This is a genomic window from Bacillus proteolyticus (assembly GCF_001884065.1).
Lineage (GTDB): Bacteria > Bacillota > Bacilli > Bacillales > Bacillaceae_G > Bacillus_A > Bacillus_A proteolyticus.
The window spans coordinates 101,256-120,582 of sequence record NZ_MACH01000054.1; the positions used below are offsets into that span (position 1 = coordinate 101,256).

18 protein-coding genes and 1 tRNA gene are annotated in these 19,327 nt (G+C 35.7%); 15 read left to right on the forward strand and 4 right to left on the reverse strand.

Features of this window, described 5'->3' with window-relative positions; translation table 11 throughout:
* Window positions 1-264 precede the first annotated feature (264 nt).
* Window positions 265-1,377 (forward strand): tyrosine-type recombinase/integrase, encoded by a 1,113-nt coding sequence (locus BAQ49_RS06850; protein ID WP_071744716.1) that lies wholly within the window; start codon window positions 265-267, stop codon window positions 1,375-1,377.
* A gap of 98 nt (window positions 1,378-1,475) precedes the next feature.
* On the opposite strand, the gene BAQ49_RS06855 is transcribed toward BAQ49_RS06850, so the two are convergent.
* Both BAQ49_RS06855 and BAQ49_RS06860 read right to left on the reverse strand, forming a co-directional pair.
* Window positions 1,476-1,548 (reverse strand) — tRNA-Val (locus BAQ49_RS06855).
* A 191-nt stretch (window positions 1,549-1,739) separates the two neighbouring features.
* The gene (locus BAQ49_RS06860; RefSeq protein ID WP_071744717.1) at window positions 1,740-1,955 is read right to left on the reverse strand and encodes a hypothetical protein; all 216 of its coding nucleotides are present in this window, start codon (window positions 1,953-1,955) and stop codon (window positions 1,740-1,742) included.
* A gap of 281 nt (window positions 1,956-2,236) precedes the next feature.
* Here BAQ49_RS06860 and BAQ49_RS06865 point away from each other — a divergent pair, with 281 nt between their 5' ends.
* From BAQ49_RS06865 to calY, 6 genes are all read left to right on the forward strand, one after another.
* Window positions 2,237-2,464, forward strand: a complete 228-nt coding sequence (locus BAQ49_RS06865; RefSeq protein ID WP_000251863.1) for a hypothetical protein — start codon at window positions 2,237-2,239, stop codon at window positions 2,462-2,464.
* A 155-nt stretch (window positions 2,465-2,619) separates the two neighbouring features.
* Window positions 2,620-3,906 (forward strand): D-alanyl-D-alanine carboxypeptidase family protein, encoded by a 1,287-nt coding sequence (locus BAQ49_RS06870; RefSeq protein WP_071744718.1) that lies wholly within the window; start codon window positions 2,620-2,622, stop codon window positions 3,904-3,906.
* Window positions 3,907-4,108: 202 nt separating this feature from the next.
* On the forward strand, window positions 4,109-4,678 hold the full coding sequence (gene sipW, locus BAQ49_RS06875) for a signal peptidase I SipW (RefSeq protein ID WP_071744719.1): 570 nt from the start codon (window positions 4,109-4,111) through the stop codon (window positions 4,676-4,678).
* 56 nt (window positions 4,679-4,734) lie between these two features.
* Window positions 4,735-5,325: a TasA family protein gene (locus tag BAQ49_RS06880; RefSeq protein ID WP_071744720.1), complete on the forward strand. Its 591-nt coding sequence runs from the start codon at window positions 4,735-4,737 to the stop codon at window positions 5,323-5,325.
* A gap of 155 nt (window positions 5,326-5,480) precedes the next feature.
* Complete coding sequence (locus tag BAQ49_RS06885; protein WP_071744721.1) at window positions 5,481-6,365, forward strand: DUF4047 domain-containing protein; 885 nt, start codon at window positions 5,481-5,483, stop codon at window positions 6,363-6,365.
* A 437-nt stretch (window positions 6,366-6,802) separates the two neighbouring features.
* The gene (calY, locus tag BAQ49_RS06890) at window positions 6,803-7,396 is read left to right on the forward strand and encodes a biofilm matrix protein CalY (RefSeq protein ID WP_071744722.1); all 594 of its coding nucleotides are present in this window, start codon (window positions 6,803-6,805) and stop codon (window positions 7,394-7,396) included.
* A gap of 76 nt (window positions 7,397-7,472) precedes the next feature.
* Here the strand turns inward: calY and BAQ49_RS06895 are convergent, their stop codons facing one another.
* Both BAQ49_RS06895 and BAQ49_RS06900 read right to left on the reverse strand, forming a co-directional pair.
* Window positions 7,473-7,796, reverse strand: a complete 324-nt coding sequence (locus tag BAQ49_RS06895; protein WP_071744723.1) for a helix-turn-helix domain-containing protein — start codon at window positions 7,794-7,796, stop codon at window positions 7,473-7,475.
* Between the two features lie 79 nt (window positions 7,797-7,875).
* Complete coding sequence (locus tag BAQ49_RS06900; protein WP_002011474.1) at window positions 7,876-8,010, reverse strand: anti-repressor SinI family protein; 135 nt, start codon at window positions 8,008-8,010, stop codon at window positions 7,876-7,878.
* Window positions 8,011-8,351: 341 nt separating this feature from the next.
* On the opposite strand from BAQ49_RS06900, the gene inhA1 reads away from it, so the two are divergent.
* The 8 genes from inhA1 (at window position 8,352) to BAQ49_RS06940 (ending at window position 19,248) form a co-directional block, all read left to right on the forward strand.
* The gene (gene inhA1, locus BAQ49_RS06905; protein WP_071744724.1) at window positions 8,352-10,739 is read left to right on the forward strand and encodes a M6 family metalloprotease immune inhibitor InhA1; all 2,388 of its coding nucleotides are present in this window, start codon (window positions 8,352-8,354) and stop codon (window positions 10,737-10,739) included.
* A gap of 171 nt (window positions 10,740-10,910) precedes the next feature.
* Window positions 10,911-12,278 carry an aldehyde dehydrogenase gene (locus tag BAQ49_RS06910; protein WP_071744725.1) on the forward strand — a complete coding sequence of 456 codons (1,368 nt, stop codon included), beginning with the start codon at window positions 10,911-10,913 and terminating at the stop codon, window positions 12,276-12,278.
* Window positions 12,279-12,514: 236 nt separating this feature from the next.
* Complete coding sequence (gene potA, locus BAQ49_RS06915) at window positions 12,515-13,498, forward strand: spermidine/putrescine ABC transporter ATP-binding protein PotA (RefSeq protein ID WP_071744726.1); 984 nt, start codon at window positions 12,515-12,517, stop codon at window positions 13,496-13,498.
* Window positions 13,495-14,343: a spermidine/putrescine ABC transporter permease PotB gene (gene potB / locus BAQ49_RS06920; RefSeq protein ID WP_071744727.1), complete on the forward strand. Its 849-nt coding sequence runs from the start codon at window positions 13,495-13,497 to the stop codon at window positions 14,341-14,343. The genes potA and potB overlap by 4 nt, the downstream gene beginning before the upstream one ends.
* Window positions 14,344-14,349: 6 nt before the next feature.
* Window positions 14,350-15,150, forward strand: coding sequence for a spermidine/putrescine ABC transporter permease PotC (gene potC, locus BAQ49_RS06925; RefSeq protein WP_071744728.1), 801 nt, complete (start codon window positions 14,350-14,352; stop codon window positions 15,148-15,150).
* 38 nt (window positions 15,151-15,188) lie between these two features.
* Window positions 15,189-16,238: a polyamine ABC transporter substrate-binding protein gene (locus BAQ49_RS06930; protein WP_071744729.1), complete on the forward strand. Its 1,050-nt coding sequence runs from the start codon at window positions 15,189-15,191 to the stop codon at window positions 16,236-16,238.
* A gap of 59 nt (window positions 16,239-16,297) precedes the next feature.
* Complete coding sequence (locus BAQ49_RS06935; RefSeq protein WP_071744730.1) at window positions 16,298-16,945, forward strand: phosphatase PAP2 family protein; 648 nt, start codon at window positions 16,298-16,300, stop codon at window positions 16,943-16,945.
* Window positions 16,946-17,055: 110 nt separating this feature from the next.
* The gene (locus tag BAQ49_RS06940) at window positions 17,056-19,248 is read left to right on the forward strand and encodes an MMPL family transporter (RefSeq protein WP_071744731.1); all 2,193 of its coding nucleotides are present in this window, start codon (window positions 17,056-17,058) and stop codon (window positions 19,246-19,248) included.
* Window positions 19,249-19,327 lie beyond the last annotated feature (79 nt).

The following is a 19,327-nucleotide window of genomic DNA, read 5'->3' on the forward strand; positions in this document are numbered from 1 at the left end:
TAAAAATATGTTACAAACTCATATTTTACAATAAATAAAAAGAATCTATTTCGAACAAAGATTTTTTATTAAAAGTCAAGAATGTCAAACATTATATAGGGTAAATAGGAAAGGATAGATGGACAGGGGATTATACCTGTTTACATCTATCCTTTTTGCCCACCATATGACCTCATATACAACTATTATATCAAATAATATTATTTGATATAATAAAATTACCATATACAGCTACAGTTAAGGACTCTAAGGAGGATCTTAACATTGAAAGGAAGCATCAAAAAAGATAAAAAAACAGGAAAGTATTTTTATATTGTAGATATTGGTGTCAACCCTCTAACAGGTAAGAGAAAGCAAAAGAAGAAAAGGGGATTTGCTACCAAAAAGGAAGCAGAAAATGCTTTAACAATGCTGCTTTCAGAAGTTCATATTGGAACATATGTAGGACCTAGCAAAATCTCTTATGGTGAATACTTACAGGATTGGTTCAATACCAAGAAGCACAGTGTTGGTAACCAAACAGCAAAGGTACTGAAGGGCTATTTGAACAGTCGTATCATCCCTTCTCTAGGCAATATCAAACTAGCTAAGTTAACATCATTGTATATGCAAAACTACGTTAATTCACTGCGAGACGAAGGTTTAAAGCGAGGAACAATTGAGAAGATAATCAAAATCATTCGGAACTCTCTTGAGCATGCAATAGATTTAGAATTAATCACTAAAAATGTTGCAGCGAAAACGAAGTTGCCCAAAGATGATAAGGAAGAGTTAACTGTATGGAACGAACAAGAAGTACAATTGTTCTTAAAGGCTGTACAGGATAGCAGATATTCTATCGTCTTTCATATGGCTCTTGTAACTGGAATGCGACAAGGTGAATTGCTAGGATTACGGTGGAAAGATGTTGATTTAGAAAAGGGACATTTGACCATTAGCCAAACGTTAAGTCATGATGGGAAGACGTTCTTGGTTGGAGGAAAAACGAAATCAAGTTTAAGAAAGATACTATTACCTGCATCCACAATAGCAAAGTTAAAGAAGCACAGAGCAGTCGTATTAAAAGAGAAGCTGAGTCAAGGTGTGGAATACCAAGACAATGACTTGGTGATGTGTACTCCTTCTGGAACACCAATTAATCCTGCTAATGTGAGAAGGAGTTTAAATGCTTTGATTAAGAAAGCGGCTGTACCAAAGATTCGCTTTCACGATTTACGTCATACACATGCAACTTTACTACTGGCTAAAGGTGTGAATGTGAAAGTGATTTCCGAGCGGTTAGGGCATAGTAACATCAAAATCACATTGGACACTTACTCACATGTATTACCAACGATGCAGGAAGATGCAGTTAACAAAATAGAAGAGATTTTGTAGGGAATGTGACCAATTCTGTGACCATTGGCTCTATAGAGAGTTGCTTAAACAAATAAAAAACCGCATCAAACGTTAATCTGACACGGTTTTTATAACAATGATCCCGACTGGCCTCGAACCAGCGACCTCCACCCTGTCAAGGTGGCGCTCTCCCTGCTGAGCTACGGGATCTTTAAAAATACTTATATAGTAGCATCTAATCATTATGCTAAAGCAATTATATATAATTAACTGAAATTTTACAATATTTTTATAGTAAGTTTTTAAAGAGGGAACATGTGCAAGTATATTAGTAGTGAATAAAGGGAGAATTAATAAGGAGAGAACTGAATAGAAAGTAGGTTTTGAATGTAGCGGTTATATTATTTTCGATATTTATCTAAAGGATTTTCGTCACTTAGATCAACAAGTAAAGGACATAAGAATAGCAAAGGTAAAGCGGCGTTAGCGTGATGAAAGGTATCATTAGACATATATTGCCGTCCGAAACAATACGGACAATCTTTTTTAAATGTTATGAGAAGTGACCATACATCTTTTACTTTCCACTTCGTTTTACAATACGTGCAACGCGCCATGGAGTTCCTCCTCATTTTAAGTTTTTTCTAGTATATTCTATTTTATTGTACTAAAGTCATTTGTATTTGAAGTGATAAAATGTAAGTTGTTTTGTTTTTTATATGGATGTATTATGCAATTTATGACCAAATGAATGTAGTTTGAGAATTATATAATAATAGATTTTCATTTTCAGTATGCAATTTGGCCAATATATCCTTTTTACAATTTTCAAGAAATCATGTATAAATGAAGTACAAGATATTTATAAATATTCAGGAGTAGAGGGAGAATTATTGTAATGGTAAGAAAAACGTTCAAGATGCGTGTGTCTAGAAATAGAACGATTTCGATTAATGGATCGATCCTTGATGTGGATGTGACGCATGATGAGTTTTTGCAAGAGTTCGTTGAGTGGGTCGATTCTAAAGGTTGGTCGTTTATGGGTATGACGGATGAGATTACAGCCGAGGAAGCTGGTCAAAAGTTAATAGATTCGTTGATTGATGAGAAGGATAAGAAAGAGTAATTCCTTCTTATTTTTTGTTGTATATTTATGGTCCTCATCGTAAAAATGTGATATAGTAAAAAACAGTGAATATTCTTCCAATTTAATACAAATTACATATAGATTGGTAGAGCTATGTTATAAAATGTGAAAGTAAAGGAAAAAGGGAGAGTCATATGGTAAATTTTAAGAAAATTTCGGTTTTTGTTACGGTTATTTGTTTATTTTTTTTGACACCTATGACGTTAAATGCTGAGACGAATATTGGAGTAAATCCGGAGCAAGTGGCACCGCCGCCTGCGGAAGGACCGAATGTTTTTAGTCAGTTTGCGACTACAATTGATGCAAAAACAGGAGATGTGTTGTACGACAAAAATGCACATCATCGTGCGTTCCCTGCTAGTATGACGAAAGTGTTAACGGCGATTTTGCTGATGGAGCATACGAAGCCAGAGGATCAATTTACGTTTTCACAATTAGCATTAGATCAAGAGAAGAGTAATTATCAGATTGAGTTTCAACCTGGTGAGACTATTAATAGAAATACTGCACTTATGATTTTAATGGTGCTGAGTGCGAATGATGTGTCGTATGCGATTGCGGAGCGTATTGGAGGAAGTGTTGAAAATTTCGCGAATATGATGAATGAAAAGGCGAAACAATTAGGGGCGAAAGATAGCCATTTTGTAACGCCGAATGGGTTGCATGATCCAAATCATTATACGACGCCATATGATATGGCCATGATTACAAGAGGGGTGCAGAAATATCCTGAGATTTTACAAGCGATGAATACGAAAAGGACGACGGTTACGACGTCTAGCCAGACGGTGTCTATTTTTAATAAGTCTACTTATTTTGAAAATCCATATAGCATGGGTGGTAAAACAGGATTTACAAATGAAGCGCGCAATACGCTCGTTTTATTAAATGAGAAGGATGGTAATCGTATTATAAATGTAGTAATGGCTTCTCAAAGACCTGAAATTTATGAAGATTTGAAGCAGATGGCGGAATATTCTTTTGGGCAATTTACGAAGCAAACTGTACTAGATAAGCATAGTTGGCATCAAAAGACAACGTATTTAAATAAAGATATTGATAGTGAACTTGAAAAAAGTGTAGAACTTATGCTTAAGAAAGATGAAGGGAAAAATGTGAGAACGACTTTCCGGGCCGCTTCATTAGATAAAGATTCGTTGTATCAGAAAGGAATCCACCGTGGTGAGGTAGTTGGTGCAGTTGATATTACGAAAAATAGTCAAACAATTGCGACGATAAATGTTCTTTCAAAAGAAGATGTTACTTTCGCGATACCTAAAAAAGATACAGTTGAACCTGAAGTAAAGGGATCAAATGTGAAAGTGATAAGTGTTGGTGTAGGAGCGATTGTATTATTTGGAGCGATTTTATATGTAGTGCTGCGCCGAAATAACCAAGGGGTGAAATCAGAAGAGAAGTAAATAGCTAATATGGAGACTGTGATGAGATTTTGTCACGGTCTTTTTTGCGTTAATATACCTCTTATAAATAACTAATAATTGTAAATTTTCTTATTGCATTCCTCTATCGTTCGTTATATTATTTAGTTGTGTTCTTGTTAAAGAACTAATGTGGATATTGCATACTTCAAATAATATAAAACAACGGAGAGGGAGAGAGATGATGAAATTAATTTGGAAGGTAATTAGCAACGTTATCTCATTTGTTTTATTTGCGGTAATGGTTTGTTTAGCTTTTGTAGTTATTTCTTCAAAAGCGAGTGGTGGTGATCCAACAGTGATGGGATATCAATTTAAGAGCGTTCTGTCAGGATCGATGGAGCCAACATTTTTGACAGGGTCAATCATTGCGATAGAGCCAACGAAAGATGGTTCTAAATATCAAAAAGGTGATGTTATTACGTTTAAAGAGAAAGATAACAAAATTGTCACTCACCGTATTATCGGTGTGAAAGATATAAATGGAAAAGTAATGTATGAAACAAAAGGGGATAACAACAACGGACCAGATTTAGCACCAGTACTTGCAGAGAATGTAATCGGAAAATATGCAGATATTACAGTTCCATACCTTGGTTATGGATTGAATTATGCGAGTTCAAAAGCGGGAGCAGCATTACTTCTTATTATTCCAGGAGTCCTTTTACTTTGCTATTCCGCGATTTCTATTTTTGGCGCTATTCGTAGCATCGACGGAGAAAAGAAAGATAAAAAAGTAGAACAATCCGTCTAGTTATAATTTCCTACTAGGAAATTAACAAATATATATATATTATGGGGGATTTGGACATGACTTTAAAGAAAAAATTAGGGATGGGCATCGCATCAGCAGTACTAGGAGCAGCATTAGTTGGTGGAGGAACATTTGCATTCTTTAGCGATAAAGAAGTGTCAAATAATACATTTGCGTCTGGGACATTGGATTTAGCGCTGAACCCATCAACAATTGTGAAAGTGGATAATTTAAAACCAGGTGATACAATTGAAAAAGAGTTTACATTAGAGAATAAAGGTACATTAGATATTAAAAAAGTATTATTAAATACAGAGTATGATGTAGAAGATGTGAAGAAGGATAATAAGAGAGACTTTGGTGAAGACATTGAAGTAGTTTTCTTAAAAAATATTGATAAACAAGAGGACGTAATTAAGAGAATGACATTAAAAGAGTTGAAGAGTAAAACATTGACTGCTGCAGAAAATGATTTAGTAAGTTGGCTGTCGCCTGAGAAAGGTATTGAAGCAGGAACTAGTGATTCATTTAAAGTGAAATTCCACTTCATAAATAAAAATGAAGCTCAAAATGAATTCCAAGGTGATAAACTTCAATTAAAATGGACATTTGAGGCACAACAAGGCGATGGTGTGGAGAAGAAATAATCATACTGAAAAGAGACTATCAAAAGTAGTCTCTTTTTGTGCTGAACGGGAAATGTAAAAAGAAACATAATTTATATTTCATTTTGTAATTCACTTTATTATAATAAAGATATAGTTCTTGATAAAGAACAAGTTGTTCGATAGGAGAGATTAAAATGCTGAAGACACCTCGCAAATTCAAAAAGATGCTTATATTGCCATGTTTGTGCTCTTTTACTTTTTATTTAGGTTCTCAAATGATAACTTATACCGAAGCAGCTTTCACTCATGAGACGAAAGTGCAGGCTACTATTTCTACAGCAAGTATTTTTCCAAAAACAGTTGATCAGTTAACAGATCAAGCTAATCAGCATAAGGAAGTTATTTTGCATGAGTATGAAGAGATGAAATCAAAATTAACTTTCACTTCCACTCAAGAGGTAGAACAGACACTTGCTACGTGGAAACAAGGACGTGAGAAAATTGTTGCGGAGAGAGAACTGTTACAAAGAGTATATGTATCAATAGAAAATCCGTATAACCAAGTGAAAGAAGAGTTAAAGGAAAATAAAAATGAATCCACTAAGCAAGTATTCTCTTATGTGAATGCTGGTTTTCATATAGTGAAAGAAAACTGTGAGTATGTTGATAAAGAGGTTAATTTACAGGTAATTGATAAACAAATTCAAGCCTTTGAGAAATTATTAGTAGATGAAACAGAAAAGCAAAAGAACCTAGAAGAGAGTAAGAAGCAGGAAGAAGCGAAAAAGCTAGAAGAGAGTAGGAAGCAAGAAGAAGCGAAAAAGCTAGAAGAGAGTAAGAAGCAAGAAGAAGCGAAAAAGCTAGAAGAGAGTAAGAAGCAAGAAGAAGCGAAAAAGCTAGAAGAAAGTAAGAAACAAGAAGAAGCGAAAAAGCTAGAAGAAAGTAAGAAGCAAGAAGAAGCGAAAAAGCTAGAGGAAAGTAAGGAGCAAGAAGAAGCGAAAAAGCTAGAGGAAAGTAAGAAGCAAGAAGAAGCGAAAAAGTTAGAAGAGAGCAAGAAACAAGAAGAACAGAAGAAATAGGAATAGCAAGTAAAATACAGCAGCATTTCGGAAGGTATAAATACAATCATAAGACAAATAGATGAGAGAGCCCTACTACTCATCTATTTGCGTTGTTTTTTTCGAAGGTATAAGGGCCAAAAAATTCAACGAATGCGAGGAAGTTAGTTGGCCGCACGCTATTTGGTGCAGGTTAATAATCAGTGGGGATGGACAAAAAACACTGATGAAAGTTTTATTTTATTTCTCAATAATTTTCTGGGAAAAACAAAAAATGTTGAGAAATAAAAATAATCAAAAAAAATGTTGTGTTTATATAGTTTCGTTCGTTATAATGAACTTGAGGTTTTCAAAAAAGAACAAATATTAGCTAAGCTAATATAGTTTTAGTTACACCTCTTATTTGAAATAAGAAATAAGCATGTAAAAATACAAAAAATAGCTAGGGGGAATTTATTGTGAGTCTAAAGAAAAAATTAGGTATGGGAGTTGCATCAGCAGCACTGGGGTTATCTTTAATTGGTGGAGGAACATTCGCATTCTTTAGCGACAAAGAAGTGTCGAACAATACATTTGCAGCTGGGACGTTAGATCTTGCTTTAAACCCTAAAACAATCGTTGATATTAAAGACCTAAAGCCAGGGGATTCAGTTAAGAAAGAGTTCTTATTACAGAACAAAGGAACATTAGCTATTAAAGATGTTAAACTAGCGACAAAGTACAGCATTACAGATGCAAAAAACGATAATGCTGGTGAAGATTTTGGTAAGCACATTAAAGTGAAATTCATTTGGAACTGGGATAAGCAAAGTGAGCCTGTATATGAAACAACTTTAGCGGATTTACAAAATGCTGATCCTGATCTTGTAGCTAAAGATATATTTGCTCCAGAGTGGGGTGAAAAAGGTGGCTTAGACGCTGGATCAGAAGACTATCTATGGGTACAATTTGTATTCGAAGATGATGGTAAAGATCAAAATAAATTCCAAGGCGATTCATTGAACTTAGAATGGACATTCAACGCAAGCCAAACAGATGGCGAAGAAAAATAATAAATCAAAAGCGGGTATCCCCCGCTTTTTTTTATAAAGAAAAAGAAGTGCCGTTTTAAGCACTCCTTACTATGTATTATTTTTGGTTTTTCTTCCATTGTGTAAACTCGAGAAATTCACGAAACTGTTCTTTTGAGACACCAGAGCTCATCGCATCTTTAACGAGCTGTGTCCATTCGGAGTCTAGATGACTTTCCGTAGTTGTTTCATCGTGAAGTAAAGTATCAACTGGAATTTGTAGAACTGTTGCGATTTTTTCAAGAAACTGAATGGAAGGGTTTTGTTGTAAATTTCGTTCTATAGAACTAATGTAAGATTTAGCAACACCAGCTTTTTCGGCAAGTTCTGTTAGTGAAATACCTTTTTGTAAACGAAGGCGTTTTATACGTTCTCCTATCATATTTGCGCACCTTTCTATCAATATGTAGTCGTCTTATGATGTCATTATTATAACATAAAATTCGTTAAAAAGAACGAGGCTATTGAGCCTGGCTCGTATGCTTCATACGTTGAAAAAAGTGTTCAATATCTTGCAGGGCAATGCCAGCATCTAGAGCTTCAAGTATTAAATCAATCCATTCTTGATCTAGTGAGTCAGCCTTATCTTTGTACAAGTGTAATTCCTCCCTAATTATTGGTCATAATTGCTGCTACATAGTAGACGATAATTAACCGACTTTTATATTTTATGTGTCAAATTATCGAATATTGTGTAGATGAAACAAAGATAAAATCCCCATTAAATTCCCTCTATGGAAAGTATAAGGTTTTCGTCAAAACTTTTCAATATTTTCAGAAAACATTGTTGAATCATGATATATTCGTATATTAACTATGAAATTTTTACAAATATATTAAAAAAATTACATAATATAACTAAATATTGAAAAAATATTGAATTTTTAATAAAATTTAATTTGTAATACATATTTTATATTAGGGGAGGAAATAAGGGATGAAAAAGAAACCATTTAAAGTGTTATCATCAATTGCTTTGACAGCTGTTCTAGGCTTATCACTTGGTGCTGGAAGTCAGCCTACATATGCTGAAACGCCGGAGAACAAGACAGCTACAAGTCCAGTTGATGATCATTTAATCCCAGAAGAGAGATTAGCAGATGCACTGAAAAAACGTGGGGTAATTGGTTCATCTGCTTCAGAGACAGAAACAAAGAAAGCTGTTGAGAAGTATGTAGAGAAGAAAAAGGGAGAAAATCCTGGAAAAGAAGCGACAAATGGGGACCCACTTACGAAAGAAGCATCTGACTTTTTAAAGAAAGTGAAAGATGCAAAAACAGATACGAAAGAAAAATCAGAGCAACCAGCAAACGGGACTGCAACAGGAACAAGTCCAGTTAGAGGCGGCTTAAATGGGAAAGTGCCAACTTCACCTGCTAAACAAAAAGAATATAACGGTGAAGTTCGTAAAGATAAAGTACTTGTTTTGCTTGTAGAGTACGCTGATTTCAAACATAACAATATTGATAAAGAGCCTGGTTACATGTATTCCAACGACTTTAATAAAGAACACTATGAAAAAATGTTATTCGGTAACGAGCCGTTTACACTAGATGATGGAAGTAAAATTGAAACGTTTAAACAATATTATGAAGAGCAATCAGGTGGTAGTTACACAGTGGATGGAACAGTTACAAAATGGTTAACGGTTCCTGGTAAAGCAGCTGATTACGGTGCTGATGCTGGTACAGGTCATGATAATAAAGGACCAAAAGGACCACGTGATCTAGTAAAAGATGCATTAAAAGCAGCTGTAGATAGCGGACTTGACTTATCACAGTTTGATCAGTTTGATCAATACGATGTAAATGGTGATGGAAATAAAAATCAACCGGACGGTTTAATTGATCACTTAATGATTATTCATGCGGGCGTTGGACAAGAAGCTGGCGGGGGGAAATTAGGTGATGATGCAATTTGGTCACATCGCTGGACAGTTGGACCAAATCCATTCCCAATCGCAGGTACACAAGCGAAAGTTCCATATTGGGGCGGAAAGATGGCAGCATTCGACTACACAATTGAACCAGAAGATGGCGCAGTTGGTGTATTCGCACATGAATACGGCCATGATTTAGGTCTTCCAGATGAGTATGATACACAATATAGCGGTCAGGGTGAGCCGGTTGAAGCTTGGTCTATTATGAGTGGCGGTAGCTGGGCTGGTAAAATTGCAGGAACAACACCTACAAGTCTTTCACCACAAAATAAAGAGTTTTTCCAAAAAACAATCGGTGGTAACTGGGCGAATATCGTAGAAGTAGATTACGAGAAATTAAATAAAGGTATCGGTCTAGCAACATACTTAGACCAAAGTGTTACGAAGTCAGATCGTCCAGGTTTGATTCGTGTTAACTTACCAGATAAAGAGGTAAAAGGAATTCAGCCTGCATTTGGTAAACAGTATTACTACAGCACAAAAGGTGATGACCTTCATACAACGATGGAAACGCCACTATTCGATTTAACGAAAGCAACGACTGCAAAATTCGATTATAAGTCATTGTATGAAATCGAAGCAGAGTACGATTTCCTTGAAGTACACGCTGTAACAGAAGATGGACAAAAAACGTTGATTGAAAGAATTGGTGAGAAAGCAAATAGTGGAAATGCAGCTACGACAAATGGAAAATGGGTTGATAAATCATATGATTTAAGTCAATTCAAAGGTAAGAAAGTGAAACTAGTATTTGAATATATTACAGACGGTGGATTGGCGTTAAATGGATTTGCACTTGATAATGCGTCACTAACTGTAGATGGAAATGTTGCATTCTCTGATGATGCAGAAGGTACACCACAATTCAAATTGGACGGTTTCGTTGCATCTAACGGAATGGATAAGAAAAAGCATAACTACTATGTAGAGTGGAGAAACTATGCGGGTTCAGATAACGCATTGAAATTTGCTCGCGGTCCAGTATATAACACTGGTATGGTTGTATGGTATGCGGATTCAGCTTACACAGATAACTGGGTTGGCGTACATCCAGGACATGGTTTCCTTGGTGTAGTTGACTCTCATCCAGAAGCAATTGCAGGAACTTTAAATGGCAAACCAACATTTAAGAGCAGTACGCGATTCCAAATTGCTGATTCGGCGTTCTCATTCGACAAAACGCCAGCTTGGAAAGTTGTATCTCCAACGCGTGGAACATTCGTATACGATGGATTACCAGGAGTACCGAAGTTTGATGACTCTAAAAAGTATATTAATGAGCAAATTCCAGATGCAGGACGTATTTTACCGAAGCTTGGTCTGAAGTTTGAAGTAGTAGGACAAGCTGATGATAACTCTGCAGGTGCTGTTCGTTTATATCGTTAATACAGTAAAACTACCGAGAGAATTTCTTTCGGTAGTTTTTTTGTGAGCAATGAATTTTATATAGCTGGAAAAGTCATATATAATGTAACTTTACGAATAGAAATTTGTTACATATGAAGTCTATATAAATAATGAAAGAATTGGATAAAAATAGTGGGAGAAGGTGAGTGAATGAGTATTTCCTCTATTGTAAATAAACAAAAGGAATATTTTTACAAAGGGCATACAAGAAGTGTAGAAACGAGAAAGAATAGTTTGAAGAAGCTTTATGAAGGAATTCAGCGTTTTGAGGATGAGATTTTTCAAGCATTGAAATTGGATTTGAATAAATCAGTTCACGAATCATTTACAACAGAAATTGGATATGTACTAAAAGAGATTTCGTTTCAAATGAAGCACATTTCCTCTTGGAGTAAGCCAAAGCGAGTTCGAACAGCACTGACTCATTTTGGATCAAAGGGGAAAGTAGTGCCAGAACCGTATGGTGTGACGCTTATTATCGCACCGTGGAACTATCCGTTTCAGTTAGCAATTGCACCACTTGTAGGAGCATTGGCAGCCGGAAATACAGTCGTTTTAAAGCCGTCAGAGTTAACACCAAACGTTTCAAATGTGCTTACGAGAATGGTAGAAGAATTATTCCCAGAAGAGCTTGTATCGGTAGTAGAAGGCGGTGTTGAGGAAAGCACTGCACTTTTAAAGGAGCCGTTTGATTATATTTTCTTTACAGGTAGTGTTGGTGTTGGAAAAGTTGTGATGGAAGCAGCGTCGAAAAATTTAACGCCTCTTACGTTAGAGCTTGGCGGGAAAAGTCCATGTATTGTGCATAAAGATGCGAAGCTAGATGTAACTGCAAGACGTATCGTTTGGGGCAAGTTTTTAAATGCTGGGCAGACGTGTGTGGCACCTGATTATATGTACGTTCATTCTTCAGTGAAAGAACAGCTAATCGAGGCATTACGGCATGAAATCACGGAGCAATATGGAAAAGAGCCTTTACAAAATGACAATTACGTAAGAATTGTGAGTGAGCGTCATTTTGAACGTTTATGTACATTTTTGCAAGACGGTAAACCTGTGATTGGCGGGGATTATAAGAAAGCAACATTGCAAATTGAGCCGACAGTGTTAACGAATGTTACATGGGAAAGTGCTGTTATGGAAGATGAAATTTTCGGACCGATTTTACCAATTATAGAATATGAAAAAATAGAAGAGGTAATTGAAACGATTCAACAGCATCCAAAGCCATTAGCGCTATATGTATTTTCTGAAGATAAAGAAGTGCAAAAGAAAGTGACGAGTAATATTTCATATGGCGGAGGCTGTATTAATGATGTTGTCTATCATCTTGCAACGCCATATTTACCTTTTGGGGGCGTTGGGAGCAGTGGGTTAGGTAGCTATCATGGTGAACAAAGTTTTCGGACTTTTTCCCATTATAAAAGCATTTTGTCCCAATCTACAGCATTCGATATGAAAATTCGTTACTCTTCTACAAAAAGTGCTTTAAAATTCATACGAAAGTTGTTAAAATGATGATGGTGTTTATCAGTAGGCGTAGCCGTATGATAAAAACCCCTTCGCAACTGAAGGGGTTTTTCTGTTCGACATATGTATCATGCGAAAATGAATCAAACATACTACATAAAGAATAGAAGAGAACGCTGCTAAACAACCATTTTTGTTTGGATCGAAACAAAAAATAGTCTATAGAACATAAATATTTATTCATGAATATAAAAATTAAAATTTAAGGTAGATAGGACGGGAAAATGAAAAAGATTATTAAAGTTGAAGCAGTAGAAAAACATTTTGGAAATCAAGTGATTATCCCCCCTCTTTCTTTAGATATTAAAGAAGGAGAATTTTTAACAATTTTAGGACCGAGTGGTTGCGGGAAAACGACTTTACTTCGTATGATCGCAGGATTTGAAACGCCAACTAAAGGGAATCTTTTATTAGATGATGAAAAGATTAACGATTTGCCGCCATACAAGCGTCATATGAATTTAGTGTTCCAACATTACGCACTATTCCCACATATGAATGTTGAAAAAAATATTTGTTTCGGTATGAAAATGCAAAAAGTACCAGCAGCAGAGCAGAAAGAACGTGCGGAAGAGGCAATGCGTTTAACGCAGTTACTTGAGTTCCGTAATCGTAAACCTTCGAAGCTTTCTGGTGGACAGCAGCAACGTGTAGCAATTGCAAGAGCAATTGTAAACAACCCACGTGTATTATTATTAGATGAGCCACTTGGAGCGCTTGACTTTAAGTTAAGAAAAGATTTGCAACGTGAATTGAAAAACTTACAACGTAATTTAGGAATTACGTTCATATATGTAACGCACGATCAAGAAGAAGCGATGAGTATGAGTGATCGTATTGTCGTTATGAATAAAGGGCATATCGAACAAGTCGGCACGCCTAAAGAAATTTACAATCAACCGAAAACATTGTTTGTTGCGACGTTCATCGGTGAAAATAATATCGTGAAAAATGGGGAAAACTACGTAGCAGTTCGCCCTGAAAATGTAAAAGTTCGCTCGGTTGAAGAGCCAATTTTAAAAGAATACCACCTTGGACATATTGAAGATATTGAATTTGTTGGAAATATGGAAAAGCTATATGTACGTGAGGAGAAAACAGCAGAATTACTAATGGCATACCAAACTGCTGAAGAAGCAACGCAGTGGAGCATTGGGGATAATGTATATGTAGGCTGGGAGCAAGAGGACGAGGTGACCTTAAATTGAAGAAAGGGAAATTACTCGCATTACCTACAGTCGTATGGCTGTTACTCTTCTTCCTAATTCCACTGCTGTTCGTATTAGCATTTGCCTTCATGCAGCGCGGAGCATACGGGACAGTGGAGATGAAATTTACATTAGATAACATAGCGCGTGTGTTTGATCCATTATATATGGGGACGTTATGGGAAACAGTGAAGATAGCTGTTATTACTACAGTAATATGTTTATTAATCGGTTATCCATTTGCCTATACAATTACAATTGTTGATCGTAAATATCGTTCTATCCTTCTATTATTGGCAACGATTCCGTTCTGGATTAACTTTCTTGTTCGTTCGTACGCATGGATTGTTATTTTACGTTCACAAGGACTTGTAAACACATTGCTATTGAAACTAGGTATCATTAGTGAACCTTTAAATCTGCTATATAATACACCTTCTGTAATACTCGGAATGGTATATTCTTTATTACCATTTATGATTTTACCAGTGTATGCAGCAATTGAGCAGCTTGATAAGCGTAAGCTAGAGGCAGCTTATGATTTAGGAGCAACACCAGTAAAGGCATTTTGGAATGTAACAGTACCGATGACGATGTCAGGGATTACAACTGGTTCTATTTTAGTATTCGTTTCTTCTATCGGAATGTTTGTTGTATCAGACGTTATGGGTGGGTCGAAAGTAGCATTAATCGGAAACGTAATTCAAAACCAATTCTTAGGCTCACGTGACTGGCCGTTTGGTTCCGCGTTATCTATGATTGTTGTTCTATTCTCTGTTCTGTTAATTTACTTATATTATCGTGCAACGAAAGTATATAAATATGATGGAAACGGAGGGGAATAGGCAAAAATGAAGAAGTTTTTAGTTTCTTATTCTTGGTTAATCTTATTGTTTTTGTATTTTCCAATGATGGTTTTAATGGTATATTCCTTCAACGATTCTCGCATTAATGCGGAATGGGAGGGCTTTACACTCCATTGGTATACAGATTTATTTCAAAAACAAGATGTTATTGATGCGTTTGTAAATAGTATTACGATTGCTCTTATAACGACAATTGTGACGACAGTTCTTGGTGTGATTTTTGCTATTGCATTACACCGTTACAAATATCGTTATGAAGGTGCCATTAACGGTCTTGTATATTTACCAATTTTAATTCCTGATATTTTAATGGGATTATCTTTACTTATCCTATTTAGTCAATTAGGTATGGAACTTGGAAAAACAACAATTATTATTGCACACATTACATTCAGTATTTCATTTGTTGTTGTTATTTTAGCGGCACGTCTTTCTGGTATGGGACGTGATTTAGAAGAGGCTGCAAACGATTTAGGAGCAACGCCGTGGCAAACGTTTCGTTATGTAACGTTTCCAGCAATTGCACCAGGAGTTATTTCAGCCGCATTATTAACATTCACATTATCGATTGATGATTTTGTAATTAGTTTCTTCGTATCAGGACCAGGATCAACAACATTGCCATTATACATTTATAGTATGGTTAAGCGAGGAGTATCACCTGAAATTAATGCTCTTTCTACAATATTAATTGTTGTAATTGTAGGATTAATGGTGCTATCGGAAATTTTCCGTAATAAAGGTGCAGACGGTGAAGAAAACTCTGGAGGACACCTTCCTTTATAATATGAATGATATAGAAAGAACGAGGAGGTAAAAAATCAATGAAATTGATGAAGACATTAGCTGGCGCAGCTATTAGCTTCGGCCTTGTTGCAGGTGTACTTGCGGGCTGTGGTGAGAAGAAAGAAGAATTGAATATTTATAGTTGGGCTGACAACTTTGATGAGCAAGTTTTAAAAGATTTTGAAAAGAAATATAACGTGAAAATTAACTATGATAAATATGCAAGTAATGAAGAAATGCTTGCGAAATTACAAGCTGGTGGCGCGACATATGATTTAATTCAGCCATCTGATTACATGGTGAAAACGATGGCGAAGATGGACTTATTAGCGCCTTTAGATAAGAAGAACATCCCGAACATCGAGAATCTTGTTTCTAACTTTAAAACACCTGCGTTTGATCCAGAGAATAAGTATTCTCTAGTATATACTTGGGGTGTAACAGGCATTGCATACAATAAAAAGTATGTGAAAGAAGCACCTACAAGCTGGGCGGATTTATGGAACGATAAATATAAAGGACATGTTACTTTATTAAATGATTCTCGTGAAGTATTAGGAATGGGACTTAAGAAAAATGGTTTCTCTAATAGTACAAAAGAGGATGCACAGTTAAAGACAGCGTCTAATGATTTACAGAAGCTACTTCCAAACTTATTAGCATTTGATACAGATAATATTAAACAAAAATTCATTACAGAAGATGCGTGGATCGGAACAGTTTGGTCTGGAGATGCAGCATTTATCGCGAAAGATAACAAAGATGTAGGATACGTTGTACCAAAAGAAGGCGGCACAATTTGGGCTGACACGTTAGCGATTCCAAAAGGTGCGAAACATAAAGAACTTGCAGAGAAGTTTATGAACTACTTATTAGATGAAAAAGTAAGTGTGAAAAACTATGAGTCAATTGGTTATAGTAATCCAAATGAAAAAGCTCGTCCTCTTCATAGTAAAGAATATCGTGATAACCATATGATCTTCTTATCACCAGAAGAATTAAATCGTACAGAATGGCTTGTTGATGTAGACGATAAGTTAAAAGACTATGATCGTTACTGGACAGAGTTAAAAACAAAAGGTAAATAAGTAAGGAAATGCGGTTTCTAAAGTAGAAATCGCATTTTTTCATAGTAGGAGGAAATCGATTGAAGAAGAAGTTACATCAGTATGAGGGAATGTGTATCGTTTTATTATTTGTTTTATTTAGTATCATCGCTTGGAGGGTACATGTAGGTGGTGTTACAATGATGGATACATATGTCCGCGGATTAGTAAAAGGGTTACAAACGGAAAGCTCTATTACATTTTTCTCATACTTTACAAAGATGGGATCTGAGATTGGGATCATAACTACGCTTGTTATAAGTTTGCTTGTTTTTTGGAAGAAACGTTATTATGCTGCAATGATTGTGTATCCAATGGCTATATTAACGACGCATCTTGTTAATAAGGGAATAAAAGAAATTGTGAAAAGAGACCGTCCATCATTAAATGAGGCACTTGACGCACTTGGGTATAGCTTCCCAAGTGGACATGCAATGCTATCTATCATAACATTCGGTTTTCTTGCCTATATCATTGCTGCAAATTTGAAAAGTATAGCTGGAAAATGTGGTATTACGATTTTGATGGGCATATTAATTGTATGGATTGGATTAAGTAGAGTTATTTTAAATGTTCATTACCCGACTGATATTTTAGCTGGTTACTGCGCAGGTGGCATTTTGTTAATCATTGCAATTTATTGTCATCGTTTGCTTACCGAGAGATTGGGACTTAATAACGAGAGATAAAAAAACGTCTAGAAAAACTAGTATTATAGTTTTCCTGGACGTTTTTTGTTTATAGGGAGATGTGATACAGTATAAATAATAAGTGAATTATATAAAGTAGGTGAAAATGTGTGAAGACCAATGTACATAAAATTGATAAGTGGGGGAAGTTAGGCGCTTTTTTGTATCAATTTCGTTATACAGTAATCGTCGTATTACTACTACTCGCAATAGCGCTCGGTATTTTTGCTCCAAAGCTTCCGGGAGTATTAGGTGGTGATGGTTTCCAAACGGAAGGGGATTATCAAAAGACGAAAGAAATTTTAGATAAAGATTTTAAGCAGTCTCAGGATACACTTTTACTCATTTTTGAGAAGAACAAGGATGCTTCACATGAGGAGTTTCAAAAAGGTATAGAGGGAATTATAAAACATATTCAAGAGAAAGAAACGTATGAGTCTTTCCATCATCCGATAGAAAATAAAGTGATGCTACAAGATGATATCGGTTATGCGACGATTTTATTTTCCGGGAAAACAAATAAAGATCGAATGGAAAAGACATTGCAATTTGCTGATGAAATCAAGAAAGAAAGTAGTGCAGTATTAAAAGTAACACCGACAGGGTATCCGAAAATTAATCAAGAGATTAATGAAAGAACACAAAATGATTTAAAAGTAGCAGAGATGATCGGTTTACCTATTGCTTTTCTCGTACTATTATTCTCATTTGGTAGTCTGCTTGCGTCTATTTTACCGATTTTAAATGGGATATTAAGTGTAATTAGTACGATGGGGATTTTATATTTTATCGGCGTTGATAAAGAGTTATCTATTTTCGTGTTAAATGTTGCACCGATGATTGGGCTCGCATTATCAATTGATTTTGCACTGTTATTTGTAAATCGCTTTCGAGAGGAAGTTGCGAAGAGAACAGTGAAAGAGGCAATCGCGATTACGTATCAAACCGCGGGACGCGCTATCGTATTTTCAGGGTTATGTGTATTCGTCGGTTTATCCGGTTTATTTTTCTTTAAGATAGACTATATTCAATCTGTTGCCATTAGCGGGATGATTGTTGTCATTATGAGTATTTTATTTTCACTCACACTCCTTCCTGCACTGTTATCTTTAATCGGAAAAAGAATATTAAAAAAGAATCAGGTAGCACCTACTCCATCGAATGTATGGCGTAAATTTGCACAGTTTGTAATGAAACATCCAGTCGTAATGATTGTTGCTGTTACAACATTTATTGTTATTTGTTTATTACCACTACGTACAGCTAATTTGCAGTTTCCTGGTGTTGAAGCATTACCAGAAAAGAGTGATACGAGAGTTGCATTTGAGAAGTATGAAGAAGCCTTTAATAAGACGGTCAAAACACACGCCGATGTTACTTTAGTAGTAGAGACGAAGGATGATATAACGGAAAAAGAAAGCTTACAAAAGGTGGAAGATGTCGTTCAAAAGTTAAAAGATGACAAGCAAGTATATAAGGTGACAAGTGTATATGACGTGCTAAATGGAATGAAAGCAGATCAAGTTGCGGGAATGTTACAATCACCAGAAGCGGCGAAAATAGTTCCTGTATTTGAAGCGTATACGAAAGGAAATAAAACAACAATGGAAGTCTTTTTGGATACGAAGCCAAGTACAGAAACTGCAAAACAATGGGTTCGTGATTTCAAAAAGAATTATAAAGAAAACGATGTTACTTATTATTTAGGCGGGATGACAACGTTCCAACAAGAGTTGGAAGATGAAATTAAAGATAAAGTTGCAATTGGTATGTCTGTTATATTTGGGTCAACCTTTGTCATTTTATTATTCGCATTCCGTTCGATACTCATTCCAATAAAGGCGATTATTATGAATGTACTTAGTTTAAGTGCAACAATTGGAATTGTTATTTGGTTATTTGAAGGTGGTCATTTCGGATTAGATGAGAGTTCAGTTTTATTTGTATTACCAATCTTTATTTTCGGCCTCGTATTTGGGCTTAGCATGGATTATGAAGTATTTCTTATTTCACGAATCCATGAGTTATATGAGGAAACTGGAGATAACGATCAAGCAACGCTAGAAGGGCTTGTCTCGACAAGCCGCATCATTACATCCGCTGCTTTAATTATGATTGTTGTTACCGGTGCGTTCGCCTTTACTGATATTTTGCCAGTAAAGCAGATGGGTATTGGAGTCGCATTAGCGATATTTCTTGATGCAACAATTATTCGCCTTATGCTCGTACCAAGTTTAATGAAATTGTTTGGAGATTGGAACTGGTGGTTACCATTCCGAAAGAAAAAAGAAAAATCGTCCTAAAAAATACTCATCTATAAGGTGAGTATTTTTTTTATGAATAGCAAGGCCTATATTTTGCAAATAGTATGTGATAAGAACA

Coding starts and splice junctions, on each gene's coding strand:
- BAQ49_RS06860 (WP_071744717.1), bottom strand. CDS start 1,955: ATGGCGCGTTGCACGTATTGTAAAACGAAGTGGAAAGTAAAAGATGTA.
- BAQ49_RS06910 (WP_071744725.1), top strand. CDS start 10,911: ATGAGTATTTCCTCTATTGTAAATAAACAAAAGGAATATTTTTACAAA.
- potA (WP_071744726.1), top strand. CDS start 12,515: ATGAAAAAGATTATTAAAGTTGAAGCAGTAGAAAAACATTTTGGAAAT.
- BAQ49_RS06880 (WP_071744720.1), top strand. CDS start 4,735: ATGACTTTAAAGAAAAAATTAGGGATGGGCATCGCATCAGCAGTACTA.
- BAQ49_RS06895 (WP_071744723.1), bottom strand. CDS start 7,796: ATGATAGGAGAACGTATAAAACGCCTTCGTTTACAAAAAGGTATTTCA.
- sipW (WP_071744719.1), top strand. CDS start 4,109: ATGAAATTAATTTGGAAGGTAATTAGCAACGTTATCTCATTTGTTTTA.
- BAQ49_RS06930 (WP_071744729.1), top strand. CDS start 15,189: ATGAAATTGATGAAGACATTAGCTGGCGCAGCTATTAGCTTCGGCCTT.
- inhA1 (WP_071744724.1), top strand. CDS start 8,352: ATGAAAAAGAAACCATTTAAAGTGTTATCATCAATTGCTTTGACAGCT.
- BAQ49_RS06885 (WP_071744721.1), top strand. CDS start 5,481: ATGCTGAAGACACCTCGCAAATTCAAAAAGATGCTTATATTGCCATGT.
- BAQ49_RS06865 (WP_000251863.1), top strand. CDS start 2,237: ATGGTAAGAAAAACGTTCAAGATGCGTGTGTCTAGAAATAGAACGATT.
- BAQ49_RS06870 (WP_071744718.1), top strand. CDS start 2,620: ATGGTAAATTTTAAGAAAATTTCGGTTTTTGTTACGGTTATTTGTTTA.
- potC (WP_071744728.1), top strand. CDS start 14,350: ATGAAGAAGTTTTTAGTTTCTTATTCTTGGTTAATCTTATTGTTTTTG.